Origin of the sequence: Arthrobacter sp. SIMBA_036 (assembly GCF_046535135.1) — a bacterium.
Taxonomy (GTDB): domain Bacteria; phylum Actinomycetota; class Actinomycetes; order Actinomycetales; family Micrococcaceae; genus Arthrobacter.
In genome coordinates, this window is record NZ_JAWRXG010000001.1 from 337,667 (window position 1) to 358,719 (window position 21,053).

The 21,053-nt window shown below is 60.6% G+C and carries 15 protein-coding genes; 11 read left to right on the plus strand and 4 right to left on the minus strand.

Features of this window, described 5'->3' with window-relative positions; translation table 11 throughout:
- The first annotated feature begins 20 nt into the window (after positions 1-20).
- The 6 genes from mtrB (at position 21) to secA (ending at position 9,711) form a co-directional block, all read left to right on the plus strand.
- The gene (gene mtrB / locus SB659_RS01605; protein WP_410549402.1) at positions 21-1,874 is read left to right on the plus strand and encodes an MtrAB system histidine kinase MtrB; all 1,854 of its coding nucleotides are present in this window, start codon (positions 21-23) and stop codon (positions 1,872-1,874) included.
- Positions 1,875-1,897: 23 nt separating this feature from the next.
- Complete coding sequence (locus tag SB659_RS01610; RefSeq protein WP_410549403.1) at positions 1,898-3,580, plus strand: LpqB family beta-propeller domain-containing protein; 1,683 nt, start codon at positions 1,898-1,900, stop codon at positions 3,578-3,580.
- A gap of 767 nt (positions 3,581-4,347) precedes the next feature.
- Positions 4,348-4,674: a ComF family protein gene (locus tag SB659_RS01615; RefSeq protein WP_284979794.1), complete on the plus strand. Its 327-nt coding sequence runs from the start codon at positions 4,348-4,350 to the stop codon at positions 4,672-4,674.
- Positions 4,675-4,836: 162 nt separating this feature from the next.
- Complete coding sequence (gene hpf, locus SB659_RS01620) at positions 4,837-5,568, plus strand: ribosome hibernation-promoting factor, HPF/YfiA family (protein ID WP_410549278.1); 732 nt, start codon at positions 4,837-4,839, stop codon at positions 5,566-5,568.
- A 27-nt stretch (positions 5,569-5,595) separates the two neighbouring features.
- Positions 5,596-6,834 carry a winged helix-turn-helix domain-containing protein gene (locus tag SB659_RS01625; RefSeq protein WP_410549279.1) on the plus strand — a complete coding sequence of 413 codons (1,239 nt, stop codon included), beginning with the start codon at positions 5,596-5,598 and terminating at the stop codon, positions 6,832-6,834.
- A 135-nt stretch (positions 6,835-6,969) separates the two neighbouring features.
- Entirely contained in the window at positions 6,970-9,711 is a 2,742-nt protein-coding gene (secA, locus tag SB659_RS01630) for a preprotein translocase subunit SecA (RefSeq protein ID WP_410549280.1), read from the plus strand.
- 99 nt (positions 9,712-9,810) lie between these two features.
- Here the strand turns inward: secA and SB659_RS01635 are convergent, their stop codons facing one another.
- The gene (locus SB659_RS01635; RefSeq protein WP_284979753.1) at positions 9,811-10,227 is read right to left on the minus strand and encodes an Rv3235 family protein; all 417 of its coding nucleotides are present in this window, start codon (positions 10,225-10,227) and stop codon (positions 9,811-9,813) included.
- Between the two features lie 163 nt (positions 10,228-10,390).
- Positions 10,391-11,107: a LysM peptidoglycan-binding domain-containing protein gene (locus tag SB659_RS01640; protein ID WP_410549281.1), complete on the minus strand. Its 717-nt coding sequence runs from the start codon at positions 11,105-11,107 to the stop codon at positions 10,391-10,393.
- Between the two features lie 196 nt (positions 11,108-11,303).
- Between SB659_RS01640 and SB659_RS01645 the strand changes: the two genes are divergently transcribed.
- Entirely contained in the window at positions 11,304-11,876 is a 573-nt protein-coding gene (locus SB659_RS01645; protein WP_410549282.1) for a hypothetical protein, read from the plus strand.
- A gap of 16 nt (positions 11,877-11,892) precedes the next feature.
- Here SB659_RS01645 and SB659_RS01650 read toward each other — a convergent pair whose 3' ends face one another.
- A complete protein-coding gene (locus SB659_RS01650) occupies positions 11,893-12,114 on the minus strand; it encodes a helix-turn-helix domain-containing protein (protein ID WP_284977147.1) in 222 nt (73 codons plus the stop codon).
- 153 nt (positions 12,115-12,267) lie between these two features.
- Between SB659_RS01650 and SB659_RS01655 the strand changes: the two genes are divergently transcribed.
- The 4 genes from SB659_RS01655 to SB659_RS01670 are packed head-to-tail and all read left to right on the plus strand — an operon-like array spanning position 12,268 to position 20,644.
- Entirely contained in the window at positions 12,268-12,912 is a 645-nt protein-coding gene (locus SB659_RS01655) for an SAF domain-containing protein (RefSeq protein WP_410549283.1), read from the plus strand.
- Positions 12,909-14,228 (plus strand): CpaE family protein, encoded by a 1,320-nt coding sequence (locus SB659_RS01660; protein ID WP_410549284.1) that lies wholly within the window; start codon positions 12,909-12,911, stop codon positions 14,226-14,228. The genes SB659_RS01655 and SB659_RS01660 overlap by 4 nt, the downstream gene beginning before the upstream one ends.
- A gap of 57 nt (positions 14,229-14,285) precedes the next feature.
- The gene (locus SB659_RS01665) at positions 14,286-19,142 is read left to right on the plus strand and encodes an NAD-glutamate dehydrogenase (protein WP_410549285.1); all 4,857 of its coding nucleotides are present in this window, start codon (positions 14,286-14,288) and stop codon (positions 19,140-19,142) included.
- Positions 19,143-19,174: 32 nt separating this feature from the next.
- Positions 19,175-20,644, plus strand: a complete 1,470-nt coding sequence (locus SB659_RS01670; RefSeq protein WP_284979746.1) for a sensor histidine kinase — start codon at positions 19,175-19,177, stop codon at positions 20,642-20,644.
- A 133-nt stretch (positions 20,645-20,777) separates the two neighbouring features.
- Here SB659_RS01670 and SB659_RS01675 read toward each other — a convergent pair whose 3' ends face one another.
- Complete coding sequence (locus SB659_RS01675) at positions 20,778-21,026, minus strand: WhiB family transcriptional regulator (RefSeq protein WP_003804966.1); 249 nt, start codon at positions 21,024-21,026, stop codon at positions 20,778-20,780.
- Positions 21,027-21,053 lie beyond the last annotated feature (27 nt).

The window sequence follows — 21,053 nt, forward strand, 5'->3', positions numbered from 1 at the left end:
GCGCGCCCGGGGTGCCGGAGATGGTGTCCGCCCCGGAGGCTCCCGCCGCTCCACCCCGAAACCTCCGGTGGCTCCTGACCCGCGCCCGGATCTGGACCCGGCGCAGCCTGATCCTGGTCCTCCGGGTGTCCCGCTTGGTGGCCTTGGGCGTCCGGCAGCTCAGGCCTGCCCTTCGCTTCTTGTGGCGCTCGTTGGTGCGGCGCTGGCGGCGTTCCTTGGAGTTCCGCACGGTCCTCACCACCCTGTTGCTTGCTGTCACGTCCTTTGCCATTGTCGGTGCATACCTTTCCAACCAGATAGCGAACAACCTGTTCCAAGAACGGCTGTCACAGGCGGAATCCGAGACCCGCTACAACGTCAAACAAGTTCAAGACACGTTCGACGGCGCACAGGTCACCGATCAGTCGAGCGTCATCACCCTTGTCTATGACACTTTGAATGCGGTGGAGGGGCGTGGGTCCGTTGTTCAGCGGCGCTACGTGTTCGAGGCCATGCCGGAGCAAACCAAGCCCCGTAACCGTTGGGTTGAATCGCGGGCCTCGGACCAGCTGACCGTGCGCGTGATCCCTCCGGAACTTCGAAAGGCCGTGCAGGAGGGTGGCAAGCAGCAATTTTGGGCGTCAACGCAGTTTCCGGTCGGTAACGAGGACCACCCAGGCATCGCCGTCGGGAACAAGGTCACGTTCAACGGCACCGTCTATGAGCTGTACCTGATCTACGACCTCGACACTGCCCAAAAAACCCTGGACGAAATCCAAAGCGTGTTGTGGGCAGGCGGGGCCGTGCTCGTGCTGATGATCGCTGCCATTGCCTGGTACGTGACGCGGAACGTGGTCAGCCCGGTTAGCCACGCCGCAGTGGTCTCGGAAAAGCTCGCCGCGGGCCAGCTGCAGGAGCGCATGGTGGTTAAGGGTGAGGATGAAGTGGCGCGGTTGGGCGCCTCGTTCAATCACATGGCCGCCAGCCTCCAAGAGCAGATCACGCAGCTGGCCACCTTGTCCCAGATGCAGCAACGATTCGTCTCCGACGTATCCCACGAATTGCGCACGCCGCTAACTACGGTGCGAATGGCCGCTGAGGTCCTCTTCGATGCGCGCGAGGACTTCGATCCCATCAACAAGAGGTCCGCGGAACTGCTCTACCACCAGGTGGAACGTTTCCAGTCTCTGCTTTCAGACCTACTGGAAATTTCACGCTTCGACGCCGGTGCCGCTGTCCTCGACGCAGAACCGCAGGATATTTTCCAAGTCATCACGCACGTCATGGAGGGTGCTGCGCCGGTGGCCGCAGAATACGGCTCGGAGGTCCGGTTGAGTTCGCGGCAGAAGCACATCATTGTGGAAATGGACTCCCGCCGCATAGACCGTATCCTGCGAAACCTGCTGCTCAATGCGCTGGAGCACGGTGAAGGAAAGCCGGTCCAGATATCTGTAGCGGCAAACGCGGATGCTGTGGCCGTTTCCGTCAGGGACCACGGCATCGGTATGACTGCGGCTGAAGCTGCGCGGGTCTTTGATCGCTTCTGGCGTGCCGATCCAGCCCGAGCCCGAACCACGGGCGGCAGCGGCTTAGGGCTTTCCATCGCGGCTGAGGACACCAAACTTCACAACGGTTGGTTACAGGCATGGGGTCGTAAAGGCGCGGGCTCCAACTTCAGGTTGACGTTGCCGCTACAACAGGGCGGCGTCATCGCAAAGTCACCCTTGCTGCTCGAGCCTGCGGACATCGAACTCCCTGGAACGACGCCGGAACGCCAGATGCTCGTGTGGGGCAGCGGGTCGGGCAGCCTTGGACAAGTGGCCGGCACTGCCGGCCGGATGGCAACGGACCTTCACCCTAAGGACCTCAACACAGAGATAGGGGAGGAGAAGTGAGAACCGTTCGCCCCAGGGTTTTCATGGCCATCCTGGCGGTCCTGATGCTTTTCCTTGCTTCGTGCGCCCAGATCCCGCGGTCCGGGCCTGTGGGCAAGAGCAAAGACGAAAGTGCCGGAAATGCCAACGCGCCGGTGTTCTTTCCTGCCGCGCCACGTCCAGGGTCCACCCCCGAGGCCATTATCGAAGATTTCTACATGGCCGGCAGCGGCTATGAAGACGACTATCCCGTGGCACGGCAGTATCTGACCCAGGCCCAATCGGTGACGTGGAAGCCAGACGCACGGGCCATCGTTTTCCGGCAAGCGAAGGTGGTCAAAACCGCCGTCGAGAACGACTTCGTGTACGAGCTTGATCTGGCCTACTCGGTGGACGCCGACGGAATTGCCACGCAATTCCCTTCAGGGACCAAGGAGTCAATCCCCGTCTCCGTTGAACAGGTGGACGGACAGTGGCGTATCTCCAAAGTGCCGGACGGGACTGCGATTCCGGAGGAAACCTTCAAAGTTATCTACGGCGCCTTCCCGATCTACTTCTACGACCCCACCTTTACCTACGCGGTGCCGGACTTCAGATGGTTCATCAAGAAAAAAACCGTCAAATCGATGACGAGCGCCCTGCTGGCAGGCCCGGCACCCTACCTGCGCGGCGCCGTCGTAAGCGCTTTCCCTGCCGGAATCAAGCTGGCGCGGGAGTCGGTCCCGGTCGTGTCCGGGGCGGCGCAAGTGGACTTGTCCGCAAAAGAACTCATCGATGCTTCAGCTGAAGACCGGCAGCGCATGCAGAACCAGCTCGCTTTGACGTTCAGGAGCCAACCTGACGTGATCAACGTTGAGCTGCGCGCGGATCAAGACCTCGTTCGCGTTGACGACAACGGTTCCGTGCTGCCGCCCGTGCTGGACAAGAACGTCCCCGCACATGAGATCGCCGTCAGCAATGGAGATTTGGCGCGTTACGAGAACAACCGGGTCTCGCCCCTTCCGGACATGCAGTCCGTGGCTGCGTTGGGGCCTCGGTTGCCGGCGGAGTCGCCGGTCTCGCAGACGGTAGCGTTCCTCAATGGCGACAGGACTACCCTGTATTCCATGGAGCCGGGGCAGCCGGCACGTCTACTGACCACCCGGAGTACCCTCACCCGCCCGTCCTTTAGTCCTCGCGATTGGGTTTGGACGGCTGGCCCGGGTGCGAGCGGTGCCACGGAAGTGGTGGCGTTTCAGCCCACCAAGGTCGCACCAGGGGCCGCAGTTCCGAGCGTCACGCTGACGCCACCTTGGCTTTCCGGTAGGACCGTAACGGAGTTCAGGATTTCCCGGGAGGGCACAAGGGCCCTCGTTATCTCCAAAGCAAATGGCAAATCGGCCGTTCAAATCACGGGCATTGTCCGCAATCCCGATGGCGCCCCCAAGGACCTCACCACCCCGATCACCCTGCTAAGCAACACATCGCCTGACCAAGGAACCTGGGTGGACGGTTCCACCGTGGCGGTCATGGCCGCTTCTGCTACCACCGCTGTTGTTCCGGAGCTGTTATCGCTGGCATCCGGTGATCCACAGGAGTTGCCACCGTGGGACGGCTTGACCAGCCTCAGTGCCGGTAACGGGCCGGACCAGATTTTCGGGCAGTCACAGGCTGGGATCTTCCAGAGGGTCGGCAATGGTTGGGAACTCCAGCTGAAAGGGCCAACGGAGCCAGCCTTCCCGGGTTGATCCGTCTCCCCCCCGGGTTATTGTCCACATACGGAGATCAGCGGATTTACGATCCGGCCCTCGAGGCGCAGGCTGTTGGCATGAACCCGGCAATCTCAACTACGCCTCCCGGGGTCTCCGCTGCCCCAACTGGTCCACATGCAAGACCGGCGGCACGCCGGTTGGACCCCGACCTTTATGGTGACGATCCCGGAAGAGCACGACGTCGAGGCAGTCACCGCCGGCGCTGGGCGCGCCTTGTAAACGCAGCCCTCGGCGCAGCCCTGGATCTCCTCCACGTCTTGGTTCCTGTCGACTGCGTCTGCTGCGGCGCGGAGGATGCCGTGCTCTGCAGCGCGTGCGCAAGGCATGTCCGGAACCTATGCCGACGACCATTCAGGGCGGAGCAGGAATCGCCGGTCTTAGTCAACGTCGATGGCACGTCCAGGCTCGGGGTGGTTGCGGCAGGGCCGTATCGCGATGAGCTCGCGCAAGGCTTGCTGTCTTTCAAGCGGCTCGGACAGTGGCGATTGGCCGGCGTATTGGCCGGTTGCCTTAGCAAGGCGGTGCGTTCGGCAGTGGCCGCGCAGCCCGGTTATTACCTTGTACCCGTTCCCACCAGCGGCAAGGCGTATCGCAAACGTGGATTCAGCCCGGTTCACCTTATTCTCCTCAGCATTCGCATGCGGCACTTACTACCCGATTACCCCACGTTGCCCGCATTGAAAAAGGTGACGAACACCCATGCCGCTAGCACCCCCGCATGGTGGACACGGGGCATTGCAGATATGGCCCTTGCCGGAGCAACCGGCCAATCCGTGCGCAAGCGCGCAACCGGACAGAAGGGGTTGGGCCGGGGCGAACGTGCCCGCCGTGTCAGGGGGACGATTAAAGTTCGCTGGTTGTGGACCGGGCGGCTGGCGGGCAAGAGATGCCTCCTGATCGACGACGTTCTCACCACTGGAGCTACTCTGGCCGAGGCGGCGCGTGCGGTCACGGCGGCTGGTGGGGTTGTCTGCGGTGCAGTTGTCCTCGCAGCCACGAGGCCACCAGCTTACGACTCCACGCTTCCTCCGGCCACTTATTCGGTTCCGAGGGACTCAATCAAAAAATAAGGGTCTAAAGGATGAATAACTGGTGGCAATGAACTAACGTCGGGTGTGGGTACCGTGAACAGATGTACCTGTCGATAGCGGCTCGGAAAGGGGCTCGACTGTCCGCCAGACCAGCCCCCAACAGAGTCGTTGTCGTGTCACCTGAGTTATTTGGAGGGCACTATGGATTTCATGATCAGCGGACGAAATCTGACAGTTTCTGACCGCTTTCGGGAATATGCCGGCGAGAAGATCTCGAAGATTGAATCGCTCGGGGACAAGGTCCAGCGAGTTGACGCGAAGGTTTCCAAGGAAACCAATCCCCGGCAGGCGCCGGGCCAGCTCACCGTGGAAGTGACCGTCCTGGGCCGGGGCCCCGTTATCCGTGCTGAGGCAACCGCCGACGACAAGTTCGCTGCTTTCGATCTCGCGTACAACAAGCTTCTGGAAAGACTTCGTCGCGCCAAGGATCGGAAGAAAGTACATCATGGACGCCACACACCCAAGGCAGTGCGTGAGGCCACCGCAACGCTCGAGCCCGCCAGCACCACCGAGCCGATTTACGTCGAGGCCAGCAACCACCAGGAGGGGTCCTCTTCCGAACCCGATGAGCGTTCCCCCTATGAGATCGAGAACGACATTCCAGCGGGCGACTCGCCGGTCCTTATCCGTCGCAAAGTGTTTCCCGCAGCATCCCTGACGCTTGACGACGCCGTAGACAACATGGAACTCGTCGGCCACAATTTCTATCTGTTCATGGATAAGGAAACGAACGCACCCTCTGTGGTCTACAGGCGCAGTGGCTGGACCTACGGCGTGATTACGCTTGACTCCACCTGCGAGCCCGGTGAGGAAGCGGTCGAGGAAAAGATTCACGCTTACCGATCCGACGACCAAGCCGCAACCGCAGAATAAGGCAACCGCACACACGAAAGGGCTTCAATGGGCACACCGGTGAGCCTGTCCCAGGCTCGGCGGATAGCCTTGGCAGCCCAGGGATTAGCAAGAGTTCGGCCTACTGGCCCCGCAACCGCACGGGCAGTGGGCCGAACCTTTGCCCAACTCCACCTCGTCCAGATCGATTCCGTGAACGTACTGGCGAGGAGCCATTACCTGCCCTTTTTCTCCCGGTTGGGGGAGTACGATGCCGGGATTCTCCAGACCATGGCCAGCCGGAAGCCCCGCAGGATGATGGAGTACTGGGCGCACGAGGCGAGTTTCATTCGGCCGGAACATTTTCCCGACCTGCTCGTATGGCAGAAGCGATCGTGGGTGGGGGCCCATCACTTGGAACCCGCACTCCGACGGGACCTTGAGGAGCGTATCTTGGCGGTACTCGCCGTGGAAAGCCCTATGACTGCCTCCGAGCTCACTCAAAAACTGGGGCACGTGCCGGAAGCGGAGCGCGTCAATTGGGGCTGGAACTGGAACATCGTCAAGCGCGTCTTGGAGCACCTCTTCGAAGAGGGGCGCGTCTCTGCGGCCTCGCGGACACCGCAATTCGAACGAAAATATACGCTGACGTCAAGAGTTGTTCCGGAGGCGCTTTCGGATTTCGCCGGCGGGAACGCCGTCTTGGACCGGGACGCTTCACTCGATCGGCTGATGGAGGCAGCGGCGAGAGCCCACGGCATCGGAACCGTTCGATGCTTCTCCGACTACTTCCGGACCCCGCTCAAGGCCGGATCTGAATCGGTGCAACGTTTAGTGCAGGCCGGTCGACTGATACCAACGCCGGTCAATGGCTGGAACCGGGAAACATACATGCACGTGGAAGCGGCAAGGCCGCGGAAGGCCACAGGAAGGGCATTATTGAGCCCCTTCGATTCCCTGGTTTTTGAACGGCGGCGGCTTGAGGAGTTGTTCGGCTTCCATTACCGGCTCGAAATCTATACTCCTTCAGCCAAACGCAGGTTCGGTTACTACGTATTGCCCTTCCTTCTCGGGGAAAACATCGTCGCCCGGGTGGACCTGAAAGCCGAGAGGTCCGAAGGTCGCCTCTTGGTTCGCTCCGCGTTCGCTGAGCAGGGCGCGCCGGGGGACACCGCCGTCGAACTTGCAGCCGAACTGACGTTGATGGCGCGGTGGTTGGGGTTGTCCGACGTCGTGGTTTGGCCGGTGGGCGACCTCGCGCCGTCGCTGTCAGAAGCGGTAGCCCGCCAAGACGCATACGTTGTGTGAGGCTTCCTGCATCGGTGTCAGGAGGACGTGCCGTTCCTCAGTCCGCTCAGAGGGAAACCCGGCAACGTGGTGGTGGTCTCTCCCGTAGACTGAAACAGCCAGAATTCGGCAGCATGAGACTGGGAGCAATTTCACGTGGCATCAATAATCGAAAAACTTCTCCGCACGGGTGACAAAAAAACACTCAAGCAACTGCGGAACTATGCCGATTCCATCAATGCCCTGGAAGAGTCTTTCAAGTCGTTCACGGACGCCGAACTGCGCGAGGAAACGGACCGCCTCCGCGCCCGTCACCAAGACGGCGAAACTTTGGAAGCGCTTCTACCTGAAGCTTTCGCAACGGTGCGCGAGGCCTCTGCCCGCACGTTGGGCCTGCGGCATTTTGACGTCCAGCTCATGGGTGGCGCAGCGCTTCACCTGGGCAACATCGCCGAGATGAAGACCGGTGAAGGCAAGACCCTCGTAGCAACTGCCCCGGCTTACCTTAATGCCCTCACCGGCAAGGGCGTCCACGTTGTCACGGTGAACGACTACTTGGCCGAGTACCAGTCCGAGCTCATGGGCCGTGTTTACCGCTTCTTGGGCCTGACCAGCGGTTGCATCTTGTCCAACCAAGACCCGGCGTTGCGCCGTGAGCAGTATGCAGCGGACATCACTTACGGTACGAACAACGAATTCGGGTTCGACTATCTCCGCGACAACATGGCATGGGATGCCAGTGAGCTTGTACAGCGGGGCCACAACTTTGCCATCGTGGATGAGGTGGACTCCATCCTCATCGATGAAGCCCGAACCCCATTGATCATTTCCGGGCCTGCGCAAGGTGACACCAACCGCTGGTTCAGCGAGTTTGCCAAGGTGGTCCTTCGTCTCAAGCCCGAGGTTGACTACGAAGTTGACGAGAAGAAGCGCACGGTCGGTGTATTGGAGGCGGGCATCGAGAAGGTCGAGGACTACCTTGGTATCCAAAACCTTTATGAATCCGCAAATACTCCCCTCATTGGCTTCCTCAACAACGCCATCAAGGCCAAGGAACTGTTCAAGCGCGACAAGGACTACGTCATCCTTGACGGTGAGGTGCTGATTGTCGACGAACACACAGGCCGAATTCTCGCCGGACGGCGCTACAACGAAGGCATGCACCAAGCCATTGAGGCTAAAGAAAACGTCGAGATCAAGGCCGAAAACCAGACGCTTGCCACGGTGACCCTGCAGAACTACTTCCGCATGTACTCCAAGCTTGCCGGCATGACCGGTACGGCGGAAACAGAAGCCGCAGAGTTCATGAGCACCTACAAGCTCGGTGTTGTTGCCATCCCCACCAACCGCGATATGCAGCGAATCGATCAATCGGACCTTGTTTTCAAGAACGAAGTGGTTAAATTCGACGCCGTGGTGAAGGACATCGCCGAGCGACACGAAAAAGGCCAGCCCGTTCTTGTGGGCACTACCAGCGTGGAGAAGAGCGAGTATCTTTCCAAGCTGCTGTCCAAGGAAGGCATCCGACACGAGGTTTTGAACGCGAAGAACCACGCGCGTGAAGCATCCATCGTCGCCCAGGCGGGACGTAAAGGTGCAGTCACGGTGGCTACCAACATGGCTGGCCGCGGCACGGACATCATGTTGGGCGGCAACGCCGAGTTCACGGCCATCGCTGAGCTGGCCAAGCGTGGTTTGGATCCGGAGGAAAACTCCGAGGAGTACGAGGCCGCATGGCCTGAGGCCCTCTCCGCTGCGAAACAGGCTGTCAAGGACGAACACGAGGAAGTGCTGGACCTTGGCGGACTCTACGTCCTCGGTACGGAGCGCCACGAGTCGCGTCGCATCGATAACCAGTTGCGGGGACGTTCCGGGCGTCAGGGTGACCCAGGAGAATCCCGGTTCTACCTCTCTCTGACCGATGACCTCATGCGGTTGTTCAACTCCGGTGCTGCTGAACGCCTCATGAACAGCTCCGTGCCGGACGACGTCGCTCTGGAGTCCAAGCTGGTTTCCCGGGCGATTGCCTCGGCCCAGGGCCAGGTGGAGAGCCGCAACGCTGAGCAGCGCAAGAACGTTCTGAAGTACGATGACGTTCTTAATCGCCAGCGCGAGGCGATCTACGGAGACAGGCGTCGGATTCTTGAAGGGGATGACCTGCACGAAAAGGTTCAATTCTTCCTTGAAGACACCATCAATGCGCTCATTGATGCCGCGACGGCCGAAGGCAATGGCGACGACTGGGACTTCAACCAGCTGTGGTCCACTTTGAAGACGCTGTACCCTGCGACCGTCACTGCGCAGGACATCATCGAGGAGGCCGGGGGCAAGGCGAATGTCACCGCCGAGTTCCTGAAGGATGAGATCCTGTCCGACGCGAGGCTTGTTTACCAGGCCAGGGAAGAAGCCATCGGTTCCGAAAGCATGCGCGAGCTGGAGCGACGCGTCGTCTTGTCCGTGATTGGGCGCAAGTGGCAGGAACACCTGTATGAGATGGACTACCTGAAAGAGGGAATTGGCCTTCGGGCCATGGCCCAGCGTGACCCGTTGGTTGAATACCAGCGAGAAGGTTTCGTGATGTTCCAGAGCATGATGGAAGCGATCCGCGAGGAGAGCATCGGGTTCCTCTACAACCTCGAAGTCGAGGTCACTCCCGCCGAAGATGTGGTGGTAGCTGACGGCTCGGCGGCCGGTGGACACACCGAACATCACGATCCGCAGATCAAGGCCGCAGGCTTGCAGGCGCCCGAAAAGCCCGCCCAGTTGCAGTACACCGCACCAGCGGAGGACGGCGGAACGCAGACACGCATTGAGAGCCGTTCGTCCGGCCGCTCAGGGAACCCTGCGAAGGCAGCGAGCCAGGAGCAGCGGAAACCTGCAAAAAGGAAGCGGCGCTAAGTAGGTCAAGTACTTCCCTATATGCGCCCGACCCTATAGGCGCACGACGGAACAACCCCGGACAATTTGTCCGGGGTTGTTCCGTTTGGCGGCTAGCGGTCAGCCTATCTCCAGGGCGGTGACCCGCCACGTACCGTCCATGCGTTCCAGTCGCATGGCGACGGCGCGGGTCCGTTGCTCTTCTGCTACCACGATGCTGGCTTCACAGATAAGTTCAGATATATTGCATGCTCGCACGGAACGGACGGTGGGGCTTGCATGCAGGGTATTGCGCCCGCGATTGAGTTTCATGTGCTCACGTGTAAGGGCGGCACGATGTTGGAGCGACAAGTACGTATTCGGGTCAAGTGATCGCGACAGTTGTTGCACGGGCCGCGTTCCGGCCAGAACCTCCATGGCTGCCTGCGCAATGGTTCGGGCCACCAAGCGGACGTCGATGTCTTGCCCCGGGGAGCCGGAAACGGCGGCTGTACGTTTTATTCGCGAACGGTTAGCAGTTGCTGTGGTCACGGTCATACCTCTGGAATCACAACTTGAGCCGGACGCGGGGGTTCGCCTAGCTCGGTGGCTTCTGCTGGGAATGACTCTGGGATTGTTTTCGGGGATTGGACCTGGCCCCTGAGCGGGCTTGGTCCGGTGAGTCGGAAGATAGCGACGCTGTTGGCGCCTTGCTAAACGGTCAACCGTATGCGGGCGGCCGAAGTACTTGGCCTGGCAGCAGCACCGCCGGGTTGTCGCCGATGGTGGTGCGGTTGGCCGCGTACCATCTGGGCCAGGCCCGGGCGATGTCCACATCCGAGGCCATGGGTCCAAGCCTCGCAGCGACGATCGACCAAAGGGAGTCGCCGGCCTTGACGATCACCTCAAGGTCGTCCGTCGGGGCTCCGGACCGAGAGGCCTGTTTGCCTAAAAGACCAGGGTCAACCAAGGGTGCTTGAGGTTTCCAGCGTGGGTCATGAGCGTCGCTGGCAGAATCCACGGTTGCTGTGTCTGCCAGCTGTTCGTACGGGCCCCTGGCCCACGGCAGGGCAGGGGACTGGACCGGGTTCGAATGGCCCGCCTGCCATCCGGGATTTGGTGGGGCGGAGGATGCGTGAGCCGCCCCACCTCCGAGGAGGTCAAGGCTCATAAGGGCGACCGTGAGTCTCAGCATGAAGTTCGGGCTGAATTTGGCCACCACGGACGCGCCGTTGAGTCGTCCTGCCCGTTGTAAAGCTGAGGACACCAGTGCCAGCGACAAGGAAATGATCCACCAAGCCATGATCGCGGTGCCGGCACCGTACGCTGCAAAACCAAGCGCCCTGGAGAAATCCAGTTGCTGCTTATGGCTGACGGTGCTGAGCAATTGACCGAGGAGGACTTGTCCGACAAGGATCAAGAGTATTGCCAGGGCCAAGATGGACAGCGTAAGTGCTACATCGGTTTTTCTCTTACGCGCCATCCCGAAGCCCCCAAGCTTACATTTGATGAATTTTGATGCACTTTACTGCAATTGAGATCATTCTGACCACACCCGAGGTAGTTTGTCCAATCCTTACGCGTGCTGGGTGCAAAGGCTGGCGCACCTCCATCCTTGCACCTAGTCTGGCTTCATGAGATGGGACTCTCTCTTTGCGGATCTGGAATCACAGATGTGGGCTGACCGTGCACTGGCCATCGAGGCAGAGATTACTGACCGAGCGAGGGTGGAGGCCGCCGGAATTGAACTGGCCGACCGCCTGCGCGGCGCGGTCCTCTCGGAGGTAACGGTCGCCTTGAACGACGGCGGCGTTATCGCAGGGCGATTAGGGCACGTTGGAAGTGGTTGGCTGGTGCTGACCGAGGGCACCCGCCAGTGGCTCGTGCCGACGACGGCGGTCAGTTCCTACCGCGGGCTGGGGCGTCTCGCGCGTAAGCCACAAGCGCGCTTCGTTCAGCCGCTGGGGATAGGAAGCGCACTCAGAGTCTTGGCACAGAACCGAACGGACCTCACTATTCACCTGGCTGTGGCCGGAAGCGCTGGCCAACAAATCCACGGTGTCATCGACAGGGTTGGCCAAGACCATTTCGATGTTGCTGCCTATCCCGGCGGAGACGCACGGCGCTCCGGTAGGGTGATCTCCCTTGCCACAGTCCCTTTTGGAGCGCTCTCCGCCATCTCTTCCCGAGGTAATCAGCAGTTTTAGGCCGACCGATCGCGGCTTAGCCCTTGGCGGTCTTGGTCTTGGCCTCCTGAATTGCGCGGTTGGCTTCTGCATACCGGTCTTCGATGTACTGCTCGAGCATCTTTTCCTCAATGCGCCATTGGCCGCGCCCTCCTACCTGAATGGCTTTCAGTTCGCCGCTTCGAACGAGGGCGTATGCCTGGGGTGAGTTAATTTGGAGTTGTTCGGCGACGTCCGCCAGAGTCAAAAATCGGGGCATGGCTCTATTTTGCCACCCAAAAAGGCCGTTTGATGCACTTATCCACAGTTTTACCGCTTTTGTAGTCGTTCGGTTTGAAGAGACCGGGACCCTCAATGAAACTGATGGGGCAGGTCCACTGGACGAGTCGTCATTCTTTGGGGGAAGAAATAAATGGTTTCAAACTCACCCGTCGTAGCCAGCAGGCTGAAGAGGCCATCGTGGAAGGACCCACGCCTTCTGATGGGCATCCTTCTTGTCCTATTGGCCTTGGCTGGTGTGATTGCCCTAGTGGGGGCCGCTGACCACACCGCGCAGGTGTACATCGCGCGGGAAGACATTTCCGTCGGCCAAGTCATCACCGAGGCTGACCTGAGCGTAGCCAAGGTTCGCCTCAACGATGTCGCATCCAGCTACGTCAGCGTTGAGGATGGGTTGGCTTCCGGGAAGGTCGCCCTGCAAAGGATCGCCAAGAATCAGCTTCTCCCCAGGGCGAGCCTTGGGCAACCCGACGCATTGGACCGTAAGCCAGTCGCTATCACCATAGAGGAAACGCTTCCTTCACAGGCAGTGCCCGGGGCTCGGGTGGACGTCTGGGTCGCGATGCCGGGTGTGAAGAGCGCGTTCGACGAGCCTGAATTGTTGCTTCCGGGGGCTGAGATAGCGCAGGTGACCTCCGCTTCTGCCTCCCTTGGTGGGTCGAAGTCGACGGTGGTCCTGGTCCTGGTGACTGACGAACAGATGCCAAAGCTCCTCGGGGCGCAGGCGAACAAGGCCAAGGTGTCGGTGGTCTGGAATCCGTCAGGTTCCGTCCGATGAGTATTCCGGTCATAACGGTGGGCCCGCCCCACATCGATGTTGTCGGGGCACTTGAACGGTTACATGGCCCGGTGACCGTGGTTCGTCGCTGCTCAGAGCTTGCCGAGCTCATGGCTGCATGCCAAAGCGGACTCGCGTTGGCGGCGGTCGTAGCGGAGGGGTCGGAGGAGCTGACCGTCACGCTTGTTGACAGGCTAGGCGCTGTAGGTGTTTGCGTGGTTGCCCTCACAGACGATCCCCAGGAGGCCGGCCGCCTCCAGTCGATTGGCGCCGTGCCGGCTACCCCGGGTATCGAGCCCGAGGCGTTGGCGGAAAAGATCGCCGACGCCGTAGATCGGGTCGACGGGTCGGGGCGAGGGGCGGCGCATCGGGACGTCGGATTCGCGGACCCTGCTGCGGCCTTGCCGTTGCGGTCCGCCATCGAATCTACAGGTGCTGCCGAGGACCTGCCGGACGAATCAGGCCGAATCATTGCCGTGTGGGGACCGGCAGGCGCACCGGGAAGGACTACGGTCGCGGTTAATATTGCAGCGGAATTGGCGGCGGAGGGTAAGTCGGTAGTCCTCATTGACGCTGACAGCTACAGTGCCAGTGTGTCGTCAGTACTGGGGCTATTGGATGAATCTGCCGGCATCGCCCAGGCCTGCCGGCTGGCAGACCAGGGCCTCCTTGACGTAGATGCCCTGAAGGCCACCGCATCGGAGGTCCATATGCGCGCCGGCAATCTCAGGGTACTAACAGGGACCACGCGCGCTGACCGGTGGACTGAACTGCGGGCCGGGGCCCTCTCGGTCGTCCTACAGCGAGCTCGTCAGTTGGCGGAGATCGTCGTAGTGGATACGGGGTTTTGCTTGGAATCCGACGAAGAACTGAGCTTCGACACCATGGCGCCACGGCGGAACGCCGCAACTCTTCGAAGCCTGGAGCTTGCCGACGTCGTTTTCGCCGTGGGTGCAGCCGATTCCATTGGCATTCCCAGACTCGTCAGAGGGCTCGCCGAGCTCCGGACAGCCGTTCCGCAGGCCTCCCCGAGAGTCGTCCTGAATAAAACCAGCGCGCACTCCGTCGGGCGTGCGCCCAAGGAGCAGTTGCGGGATGCCTGGTCGCGGTACGGCCCCGATGTCGCAATAGATGCGTTCCTTCCCTTTGACATCGCAGTGTGCCAGGAAGCTCTGCTCCGAGGTTCTGTGCTTCTGGAGACGGCACCGGACTCAGCCCTGCGTCACGGCATCGCTCAACTCGTATGTGCGTCCGACCAGCGAAAAGCCAAATCCTTTGGCCGGTACACCAGAGCTCGGAGGTCCCTAAAGCGCTAGGCTCGGATTGTGGGCTGCAGAGTCGCAGCAATCAACTTGTGATGGAGGCGTTTGTCGATGTCGTCAGGATCCAGCGTGGAGGATCGGTCCGATGCAGCAGTTGTCCGTGAAGGGTTCTTCGGTGACTATTATGAGCATCTCGCAGAGGAGGACTCCCGCGGATACTCGCCCGAGCAGCTGATATCACGGGCGACACATCACCGGCAGGTTGCGCAGTCCCGCCGTCCCGGTCACGCGCTTGTGCAGATCGACAGCGAAGCGGACCGTAGCGTGGTGTACATCGTCACCGACGACATGCCGTTCTTGGTGGATTCCGTCAACGCCGAGCTAGTCCGTCAAGGCTGTGCCATCCGATTAGTGATGCACCCCTTGTTCGTAGTCAGCCGGGACCAGGCTTCCGGGGAACTCGGCAGTATCTCCAGGGTCCCGTCAAACGTGGGAATTTCCAGTGGTGATACTGCGGCACTTCCCAGCATCGCGCATCTTCTCGGCGACTCAACCAACGTCCCGCACATGGAGTCATGGATATCGGTCGAGATTGATCGGGTAAGCGATGAGGCCCGTGCGGAATTGATCGACGGTCTCCAGCGCGTCCTGGGCGATGTGCGTACCGCCGTCGAGGATTGGCCGAAGATGCGCAGCAAGGCGCTTGAGCTCGCTGAAGCGCTGGACAAGGTATCCCACCCAGAGCAGATTGCCGAGCTCCGCCAGGCGCAGGATCTTCTGCGCTGGCTGGACAAAGGTAACTTCACCTTTCTGGGATACCGGGAATACGACCTCGTTGATGTCGACGGCGAGGACGTCTTGGAACTCCGTGAGGACAGCGGCCTTGGGTTGCTTAGAACGGGCGACGACACCCGCCAGATCCAGCACCTCACGGACGCGGGTCGCAAACGTGCTCGTGAAAAGCGCGCTTTGGTCATCACAAAAGCGAACTCTCGATCCACCGTTCACCGGCCGGCCTATTTGGACTACATAGGTGTCAAGAGCTTCGACGCCTTGGGCAACGTGAACGGGGAACGCCGTTTCATTGGCTTGTTCGCCACGAGCGCCTATACCGGTTCAGTCCGAAGCATACCGATCGTCCGGGACAAAGTAGATGCCGTCCTCCGCAACGCCGGATTCCCTATCGATTCCCATTCAGGGAAGGACCTGCTCGGTATTCTGGAGACGTATCCGCGCGACGAGCTGTTCCAAATCGAGATTCCGGATCTGGCAGCAACCGCGACTGGAATTCAGCGCTTGCAGGAGCGTCGCCGCACCAAACTGTTCCTCCGGCCGGATATCTACGGACGCTTTATGTCCGCCGTCGTCTACCTGCCGCGTGACCGCTACACCACAAGCGTCCGCCTCCGGATTGAACAGGAGCTCCGCGAAACGTTCCAGGCGGAGAGCATCGACTATGAAGCTCGTATAACCGAGTCAGCATTGGCCCGCGTGTTCTTCCGAATCAGGTTGCCCCGTGCAGCGGAACTGGCAGAAGTGAACGTGCAGGAGCTTGAACATCGGTTGATGCGTGCTTCGCGGTCCTGGAGCGAAGGCATCGCGGAGGTTTTGCGGGAAAACCTTCCGAGTGAAACGGCGGAGGCTTTGTCCGGTCTTTGGGCCGAAGCGTTCCCCGCCGGGTATCGGGTTGACTACGAAGTTGAAGATGCCCTGCAAGATATAGAACGCTTTGAAAAGTATGGTGCGCAGGCAGTCCAGGAAGGTGTGAACCCGAGGGAACTGAAACCCGGTGTTCACGTCTACCTGCCCTCGGGTGCCGGTGAGGCACTGGAAGAAGACGCCCGCGTCAAGCTGTACCTGATGGAACCTAAAAGCCTCAGCCAAATCCTGCCCTACTTCCACAATCTCGGTTTGGAAGTGTTGGATGAGCGACCTTTCGAAATTGAAACCGCAGACCACCGGGACTTCTTCCTGTACGACCTGGGCCTGAAGTACCCGGCCGACGTCGACCCGCTCACCACAGGCGACCTGCTGGCCGATTCCTTTGGTGCTGCCGTTACGGGGATGGTGGAGTCGGATAAGTTTGATCAGCTGGTGCTTCGGGAAGCTATGCACTGGCGTCAGGTAGTGGTGCTCAGGGCGTACGCCAAATACATGCGCCAGATGGGCAACACGAACTCCTTTGGGTTCATCGCAGATACCCTTCTGGCTAACCCGGACGTTGCGCGCGGGCTCAACGCCCTCTTCGCTGCGCGCTTTGATCCCTCAATCGCGGAGGACCAGCGCCAAGAGAAGCAGGCGTCGGCACGGGCAGGGCTTTCGGAGTCAATCGAGCAAGTGGCCACCCTCGACGCGGACCGTGTCCTCAGGACCTTCGTCAACCTCATTGAATCGACGCTTCGCACCAACTACTACCAGGGCAAGGACTACGTCAGCTTCAAACTTGACCCGACCTCCATTGACGGGTTGCCCTTCCCGAGGCCGATGTACGAGATCTGGGTCTACTCCCCACGGGTCGAAGGCGTCCATCTCCGTTTCGGCAAGGTGGCTCGGGGCGGTCTCCGCTGGTCGGACCGGCGTGAGGATTTCCGGACCGAAATCCTCGGCTTGGTCAAAGCGCAGACTGTAAAGAACGCCGTCATTGTTCCCACGGGTGCCAAGGGTGGATTCTTTGCCAAGAAGTTGCCCAACCCGTCGGTCGACAGGGCGGCATGGATGGCTGAAGGTATCGAGAGTTACAAGACCTTCATCCGTGGTCTTCTGGATATAACGGATAACTTGGTTGCGTCGCCGGACGGCGAACGGCTCGTACCGCCGTCGAACGTGGTCCGCCACGACGGCGATGATTCCTACCTTGTGGTGGCAGCAGACAAGGGCACCGCTACGTTCTCAGACACAGCTAACGGGCTGGCGGCAGAATATGGGTTCTGGCTAGGCGATGCTTTTGCTTCGGGTGGATCGGTCGGATACGACCACAAGGCCATGGGAATCACGGCTCGTGGTGCCTGGGAATCGGTCAAGCGCCACTTCAGTGAATTGGACCTCGATACCCAGACTGAAGAGTTCACGGTTGTAGGCGTCGGCGACATGTCAGGCGACGTCTTTGGCAATGGCATGCTGCTTTCCAAGCACATCCGGCTTTTGGCAGCTTTCGACCACCGCCATATCTTCCTGGATCCTGCTCCGGATGCGGCGACGTCCTTCACTGAAAGGCAGAGGCTCTTTGAGCTGCCGCGATCCTCATGGGACGACTATGACCGATCGCTTATCAGCGAAGGGGGCGGGGTCTACCCTCGTCAGGCGAAAGCCATTCCAGTCTCGGACCAAGTACGGAAAGCGCTCGGACTGCCGGACGGGACCACCCAGCTCAGCCCTCCGGAGCTGCTCCGGGCGATCCTGCTTGCCCCCGCAGATTTGCTCTACAACGGCGGTATTGGCACTTACGTGAAGGCCAGTACCGAAACGCATGCGGTTGTCGGCGACAAAGCCAACGATGCGATCCGTGTCGATGGTCGGGACCTTCGCGTGAAAGTGGTTGGCGAAGGTGGCAACCTTGGACTCACCCAGCGCGGACGCATTGAGGCGGCATTGCAGGGGGTCATCCTCAACACCGACGCTATTGACAACTCGGCCGGTGTGGATTGCTCGGACCACGAGGTCAATATCAAGATCTTCATTGACCGCATGGTGGCTGCGGGCAAGCTTGAGCCGTCGGAGCGGGCTTCCTTCCTGGCCGATATGACCGACGAGGTTGGACGCCTTGTCCTGCAGGACAACATCGATCAAAACATCCTGCTTCTCAACGATCGCACGCGTGTTGCGGAATGGAGCCCGAGCTACGAACGGCTCATGGACTGGCTCGAAAAATCGGCTGACCTCAAACGTGAGCTTGAAGCGCTGCCCACTACTGCGACGCTTCGCGCGCGGCTGGAACAGGGGCAGGGCCTGACCTCCCCGGAGCTTTCGGTGCTTGCCGCTTACGCCAAGATCGAACTGGGATCTGCCCTCCGTGACAGCAATCTCGCCGACGATCCGTGGTTTGCGGAAACTATCCGGAACTACTTCCCGAAGCAACTGCGGGAACGGTTCGACGCCGAGCTGGACACCCACCCCTTGAGGCGGGAAATCATCGCCACCGTGGTAGCCAACGACATCATCAACCTCGGCGGAATCACGTTCGCGTTCAGGGCCATCGAAGAAACCTCAGCCAATGAAGTAGCTGTGGCCAAGGCGTTCATAGCACTGCGGGAAATCTACGAGCTCGACTCCATGGTGGCTGAGCTGAATGCACTACCGGCTTCGTTCCCAACCGAACACTGGAGCGAAATCCACCTTGATATCAGGCGGCTTCTAGACCGGGCCGTCCGCTGGGTGCTGGGCCAAGGCGTCACCTCCCAGCCGATTGCCGAGGTGGTAAACGCCTTCAAACCCATGATGACGCCCCTCCGGGCAAAGCTTCTCGAGTACCTGCGGGGCGAGGACAAGGTCAGGATCAGCGCGTGGCTGGAGCAGGCACGCAGTTGGGAACTGCCCGAACACCTGGCGCACAGGTGGGCGGAACTCTTCGAGAGCTACGCACTCCTGGACATTGCGCGGATTGCCCAAGGCGGGACCGGTGGCGTGGAAGACATCGCACACGTGTACTACACGGTCTTCAACCGTTTCCACGCAGACTCCTTGCTGGAGCGGATCAGCTCCTTGCCGCGCGATGATCGGTGGCAGGCACTGGCCCGTGCTGCACTCAGGGACGACCTCTACTCAACGGTCGCAGACATGACGACGTCGGTGCTGGAGTCGACAGAGCCGGGGAGTAACGCAGAGGACCGGCTGACGGCCTGGGAGGCACAGAACGCGGAGCAGCTCGGCCGCGCCAAGACAATGTTTGACGAGGTGAATGCCCTCGAGGCCGATGATATGGCATCACTGTCGGTAGCATTAAGGCTCTTGAGGTCAATCGTTCGACGCTAGGGACACTTCCCGGCGCCGCAAATGGAGGTGCAGTGGCAATCTTTACAGACCCCATCAGGGAACACGCTGATTTCGGGCCTGGCGATGCCGAATGGCTGCACCTCCTTGTGGGCGATTGGCAGATGGTGTCCGATCTGGCTTTTGCGGACCTGGCACTTTGGTTTCCCCACCCGGAGCTGGGCTATATTGCCCTCGCCCACGTTCGTCCGTCGACCTCTCATACGGTCTTCCATGCGGACTTCGTGGGTGAGGGCATTCGCTCCGATCTGCGGCCGCTCGTGGAAAAAGCATGGAACAGCCGCTCCATCGAGCGTTCCAGCGAAACCAACTGGAGCAGCGAGATGGCGCTCCGGGTTGAGGCGGTGCCCATGGTCCGCAACGGACGGACCCTGGCAGTCGTCACATCCCATATGGATCTGTCCAGTTCCCGCATGCCCTCCAGGCTAGAACTGACCTACCGGCAGTGCGCCTATGATCTGTTGCGCATGGGGACCTTGGGGTTGTGGCCGGACTTTGCCTCCCCGACGGGGTCGCGCCGGGGAGCGCCCCGTGTTGGTGATGGCCTGATCAGGCTCGATGCTGAGGGCGTCGTGCAGTATGCGAGCCCGAACGGCGTTTCAGCGTTCCGCCGGCTGGGCGAAGTCGAGTCGCTGGAAGGGCGCTCGCTCGCGGAAGTTACGGCGGGCCTACTCAAAGACCGGCGAATGGTGGACGAGACCCTGCCCTTGGTGGTGACTGGTCGAATGCCTTGGCGAAGTGAGATTGAGTCCAGGGGCGTCAGCCTTTCGCTGCGAGCCATTCCATTGCGGGACGAGCAGCATCGTTTCGGCGCCCTCGTCCTGTGCCGGGATGTCTCGGAACTACGGCGCAGGGAAATGGAGCTGGTTACCAAGGACGCCACCATCAGGGAGATCCATCACCGCGTTAAGAACAATCTCCAAACCGTGGCTGCACTCTTGCGGATGCAGTCACGCAGGATGGTCAGCGACGAAGCCAAGCAAGGACTGGAGCAGGCAATGCGCCGGGTGGCTACCATAGCGCTCGTCCATGAAACCTTGTCCCAAGGACTGACCCAAAGCGTCGATTTCGATGAGTTGATCGGGCGGCAGTTCCGCTTGTCGGCCGAAGTCGCCTCGCCCTCCCAGCATGTGCGAACAGAACGAGCAGGCAAATTCGGTGAGTTGCCCAGCGACTTCGCCACACCCCTTGCCCTCGTGATCAACGAACTGGTGACCAACGCCGTCGAGCATGGGTTGGAGGGGCGGACGGGAACAGTCTGGTTGCTGGCCGACCGCAGCGACGGTGAGGGCAATGACGAGTTGCTGACAGTGACCATCGCTGACGACGGCGTGGGACTTCCTGACGGGCCGTACAACGAGGGCTTGGGGTTGCAAATCGTCCGCACCCTTGTGACAAGTGAGCTCGGTGGGTCCATTAAGTGGTCGCACCGCGAGGGAGGCGGAACGGCCGTGGAGATCGTCCTCAACCTGGCGCGGCCGTAGCGCCGCGAGCGAGGTATGGAGCCGCGGCGAAGGCTCGACCGCATGGGCAAATATAAGGGCCGCGAACCGAATCGGTCCGCGGCCCTTATATTTGATATTTTGCTGAGCGTTTATGCCGAGGTGTGAGCTGGCCTCAAGAGGCCCGACGTGCTCGGGCGGCGCGACGCTTCAGGGCGCGGCGTTCGTCTTCGCTCATACCACCCCAGACGCCGGCGTCTTGTCCGGATTCCAGCGCCCATTGCAGGCACGTGTCAACTACGGGGCAGCGACGGCATACGCTTTTCGCTTCCTCGATCTGAAGAAGTGCTGGTCCGGTATTGCCGACTGGGAAGAAGAGCTCCGGGTCCTTGTCGAGGCAGGCTGCGCGATTACGCCAATCCATGCTGATCAGTCACTCCATTCGTGAGAA

Excerpts from the sequence above, each read along its gene's own strand:
- mtrB (WP_410549402.1), top strand. The coding sequence starts at position 21 with ATGGTGTCCGCCCCGGAGGCTCCCGCCGCTCCACCCCGAAACCTCCGG.
- SB659_RS01610 (WP_410549403.1), top strand. The coding sequence starts at position 1,898 with ATGGCCATCCTGGCGGTCCTGATGCTTTTCCTTGCTTCGTGCGCCCAG.
- SB659_RS01615 (WP_284979794.1), top strand. The coding sequence starts at position 4,348 with ATGGCCCTTGCCGGAGCAACCGGCCAATCCGTGCGCAAGCGCGCAACC.
- hpf (WP_410549278.1), top strand. The coding sequence starts at position 4,837 with ATGGATTTCATGATCAGCGGACGAAATCTGACAGTTTCTGACCGCTTT.
- SB659_RS01625 (WP_410549279.1), top strand. The coding sequence starts at position 5,596 with ATGGGCACACCGGTGAGCCTGTCCCAGGCTCGGCGGATAGCCTTGGCA.
- SB659_RS01635 (WP_284979753.1), bottom strand. The coding sequence starts at position 10,227 with ATGACCGTGACCACAGCAACTGCTAACCGTTCGCGAATAAAACGTACA.
- SB659_RS01645 (WP_410549282.1), top strand. The coding sequence starts at position 11,304 with ATGAGATGGGACTCTCTCTTTGCGGATCTGGAATCACAGATGTGGGCT.
- SB659_RS01650 (WP_284977147.1), bottom strand. The coding sequence starts at position 12,114 with ATGCCCCGATTTTTGACTCTGGCGGACGTCGCCGAACAACTCCAAATT.
- SB659_RS01655 (WP_410549283.1), top strand. The coding sequence starts at position 12,268 with ATGGTTTCAAACTCACCCGTCGTAGCCAGCAGGCTGAAGAGGCCATCG.
- SB659_RS01660 (WP_410549284.1), top strand. The coding sequence starts at position 12,909 with ATGAGTATTCCGGTCATAACGGTGGGCCCGCCCCACATCGATGTTGTC.
- SB659_RS01665 (WP_410549285.1), top strand. The coding sequence starts at position 14,286 with ATGTCGTCAGGATCCAGCGTGGAGGATCGGTCCGATGCAGCAGTTGTC.
- SB659_RS01675 (WP_003804966.1), bottom strand. The coding sequence starts at position 21,026 with ATGGATTGGCGTAATCGCGCAGCCTGCCTCGACAAGGACCCGGAGCTC.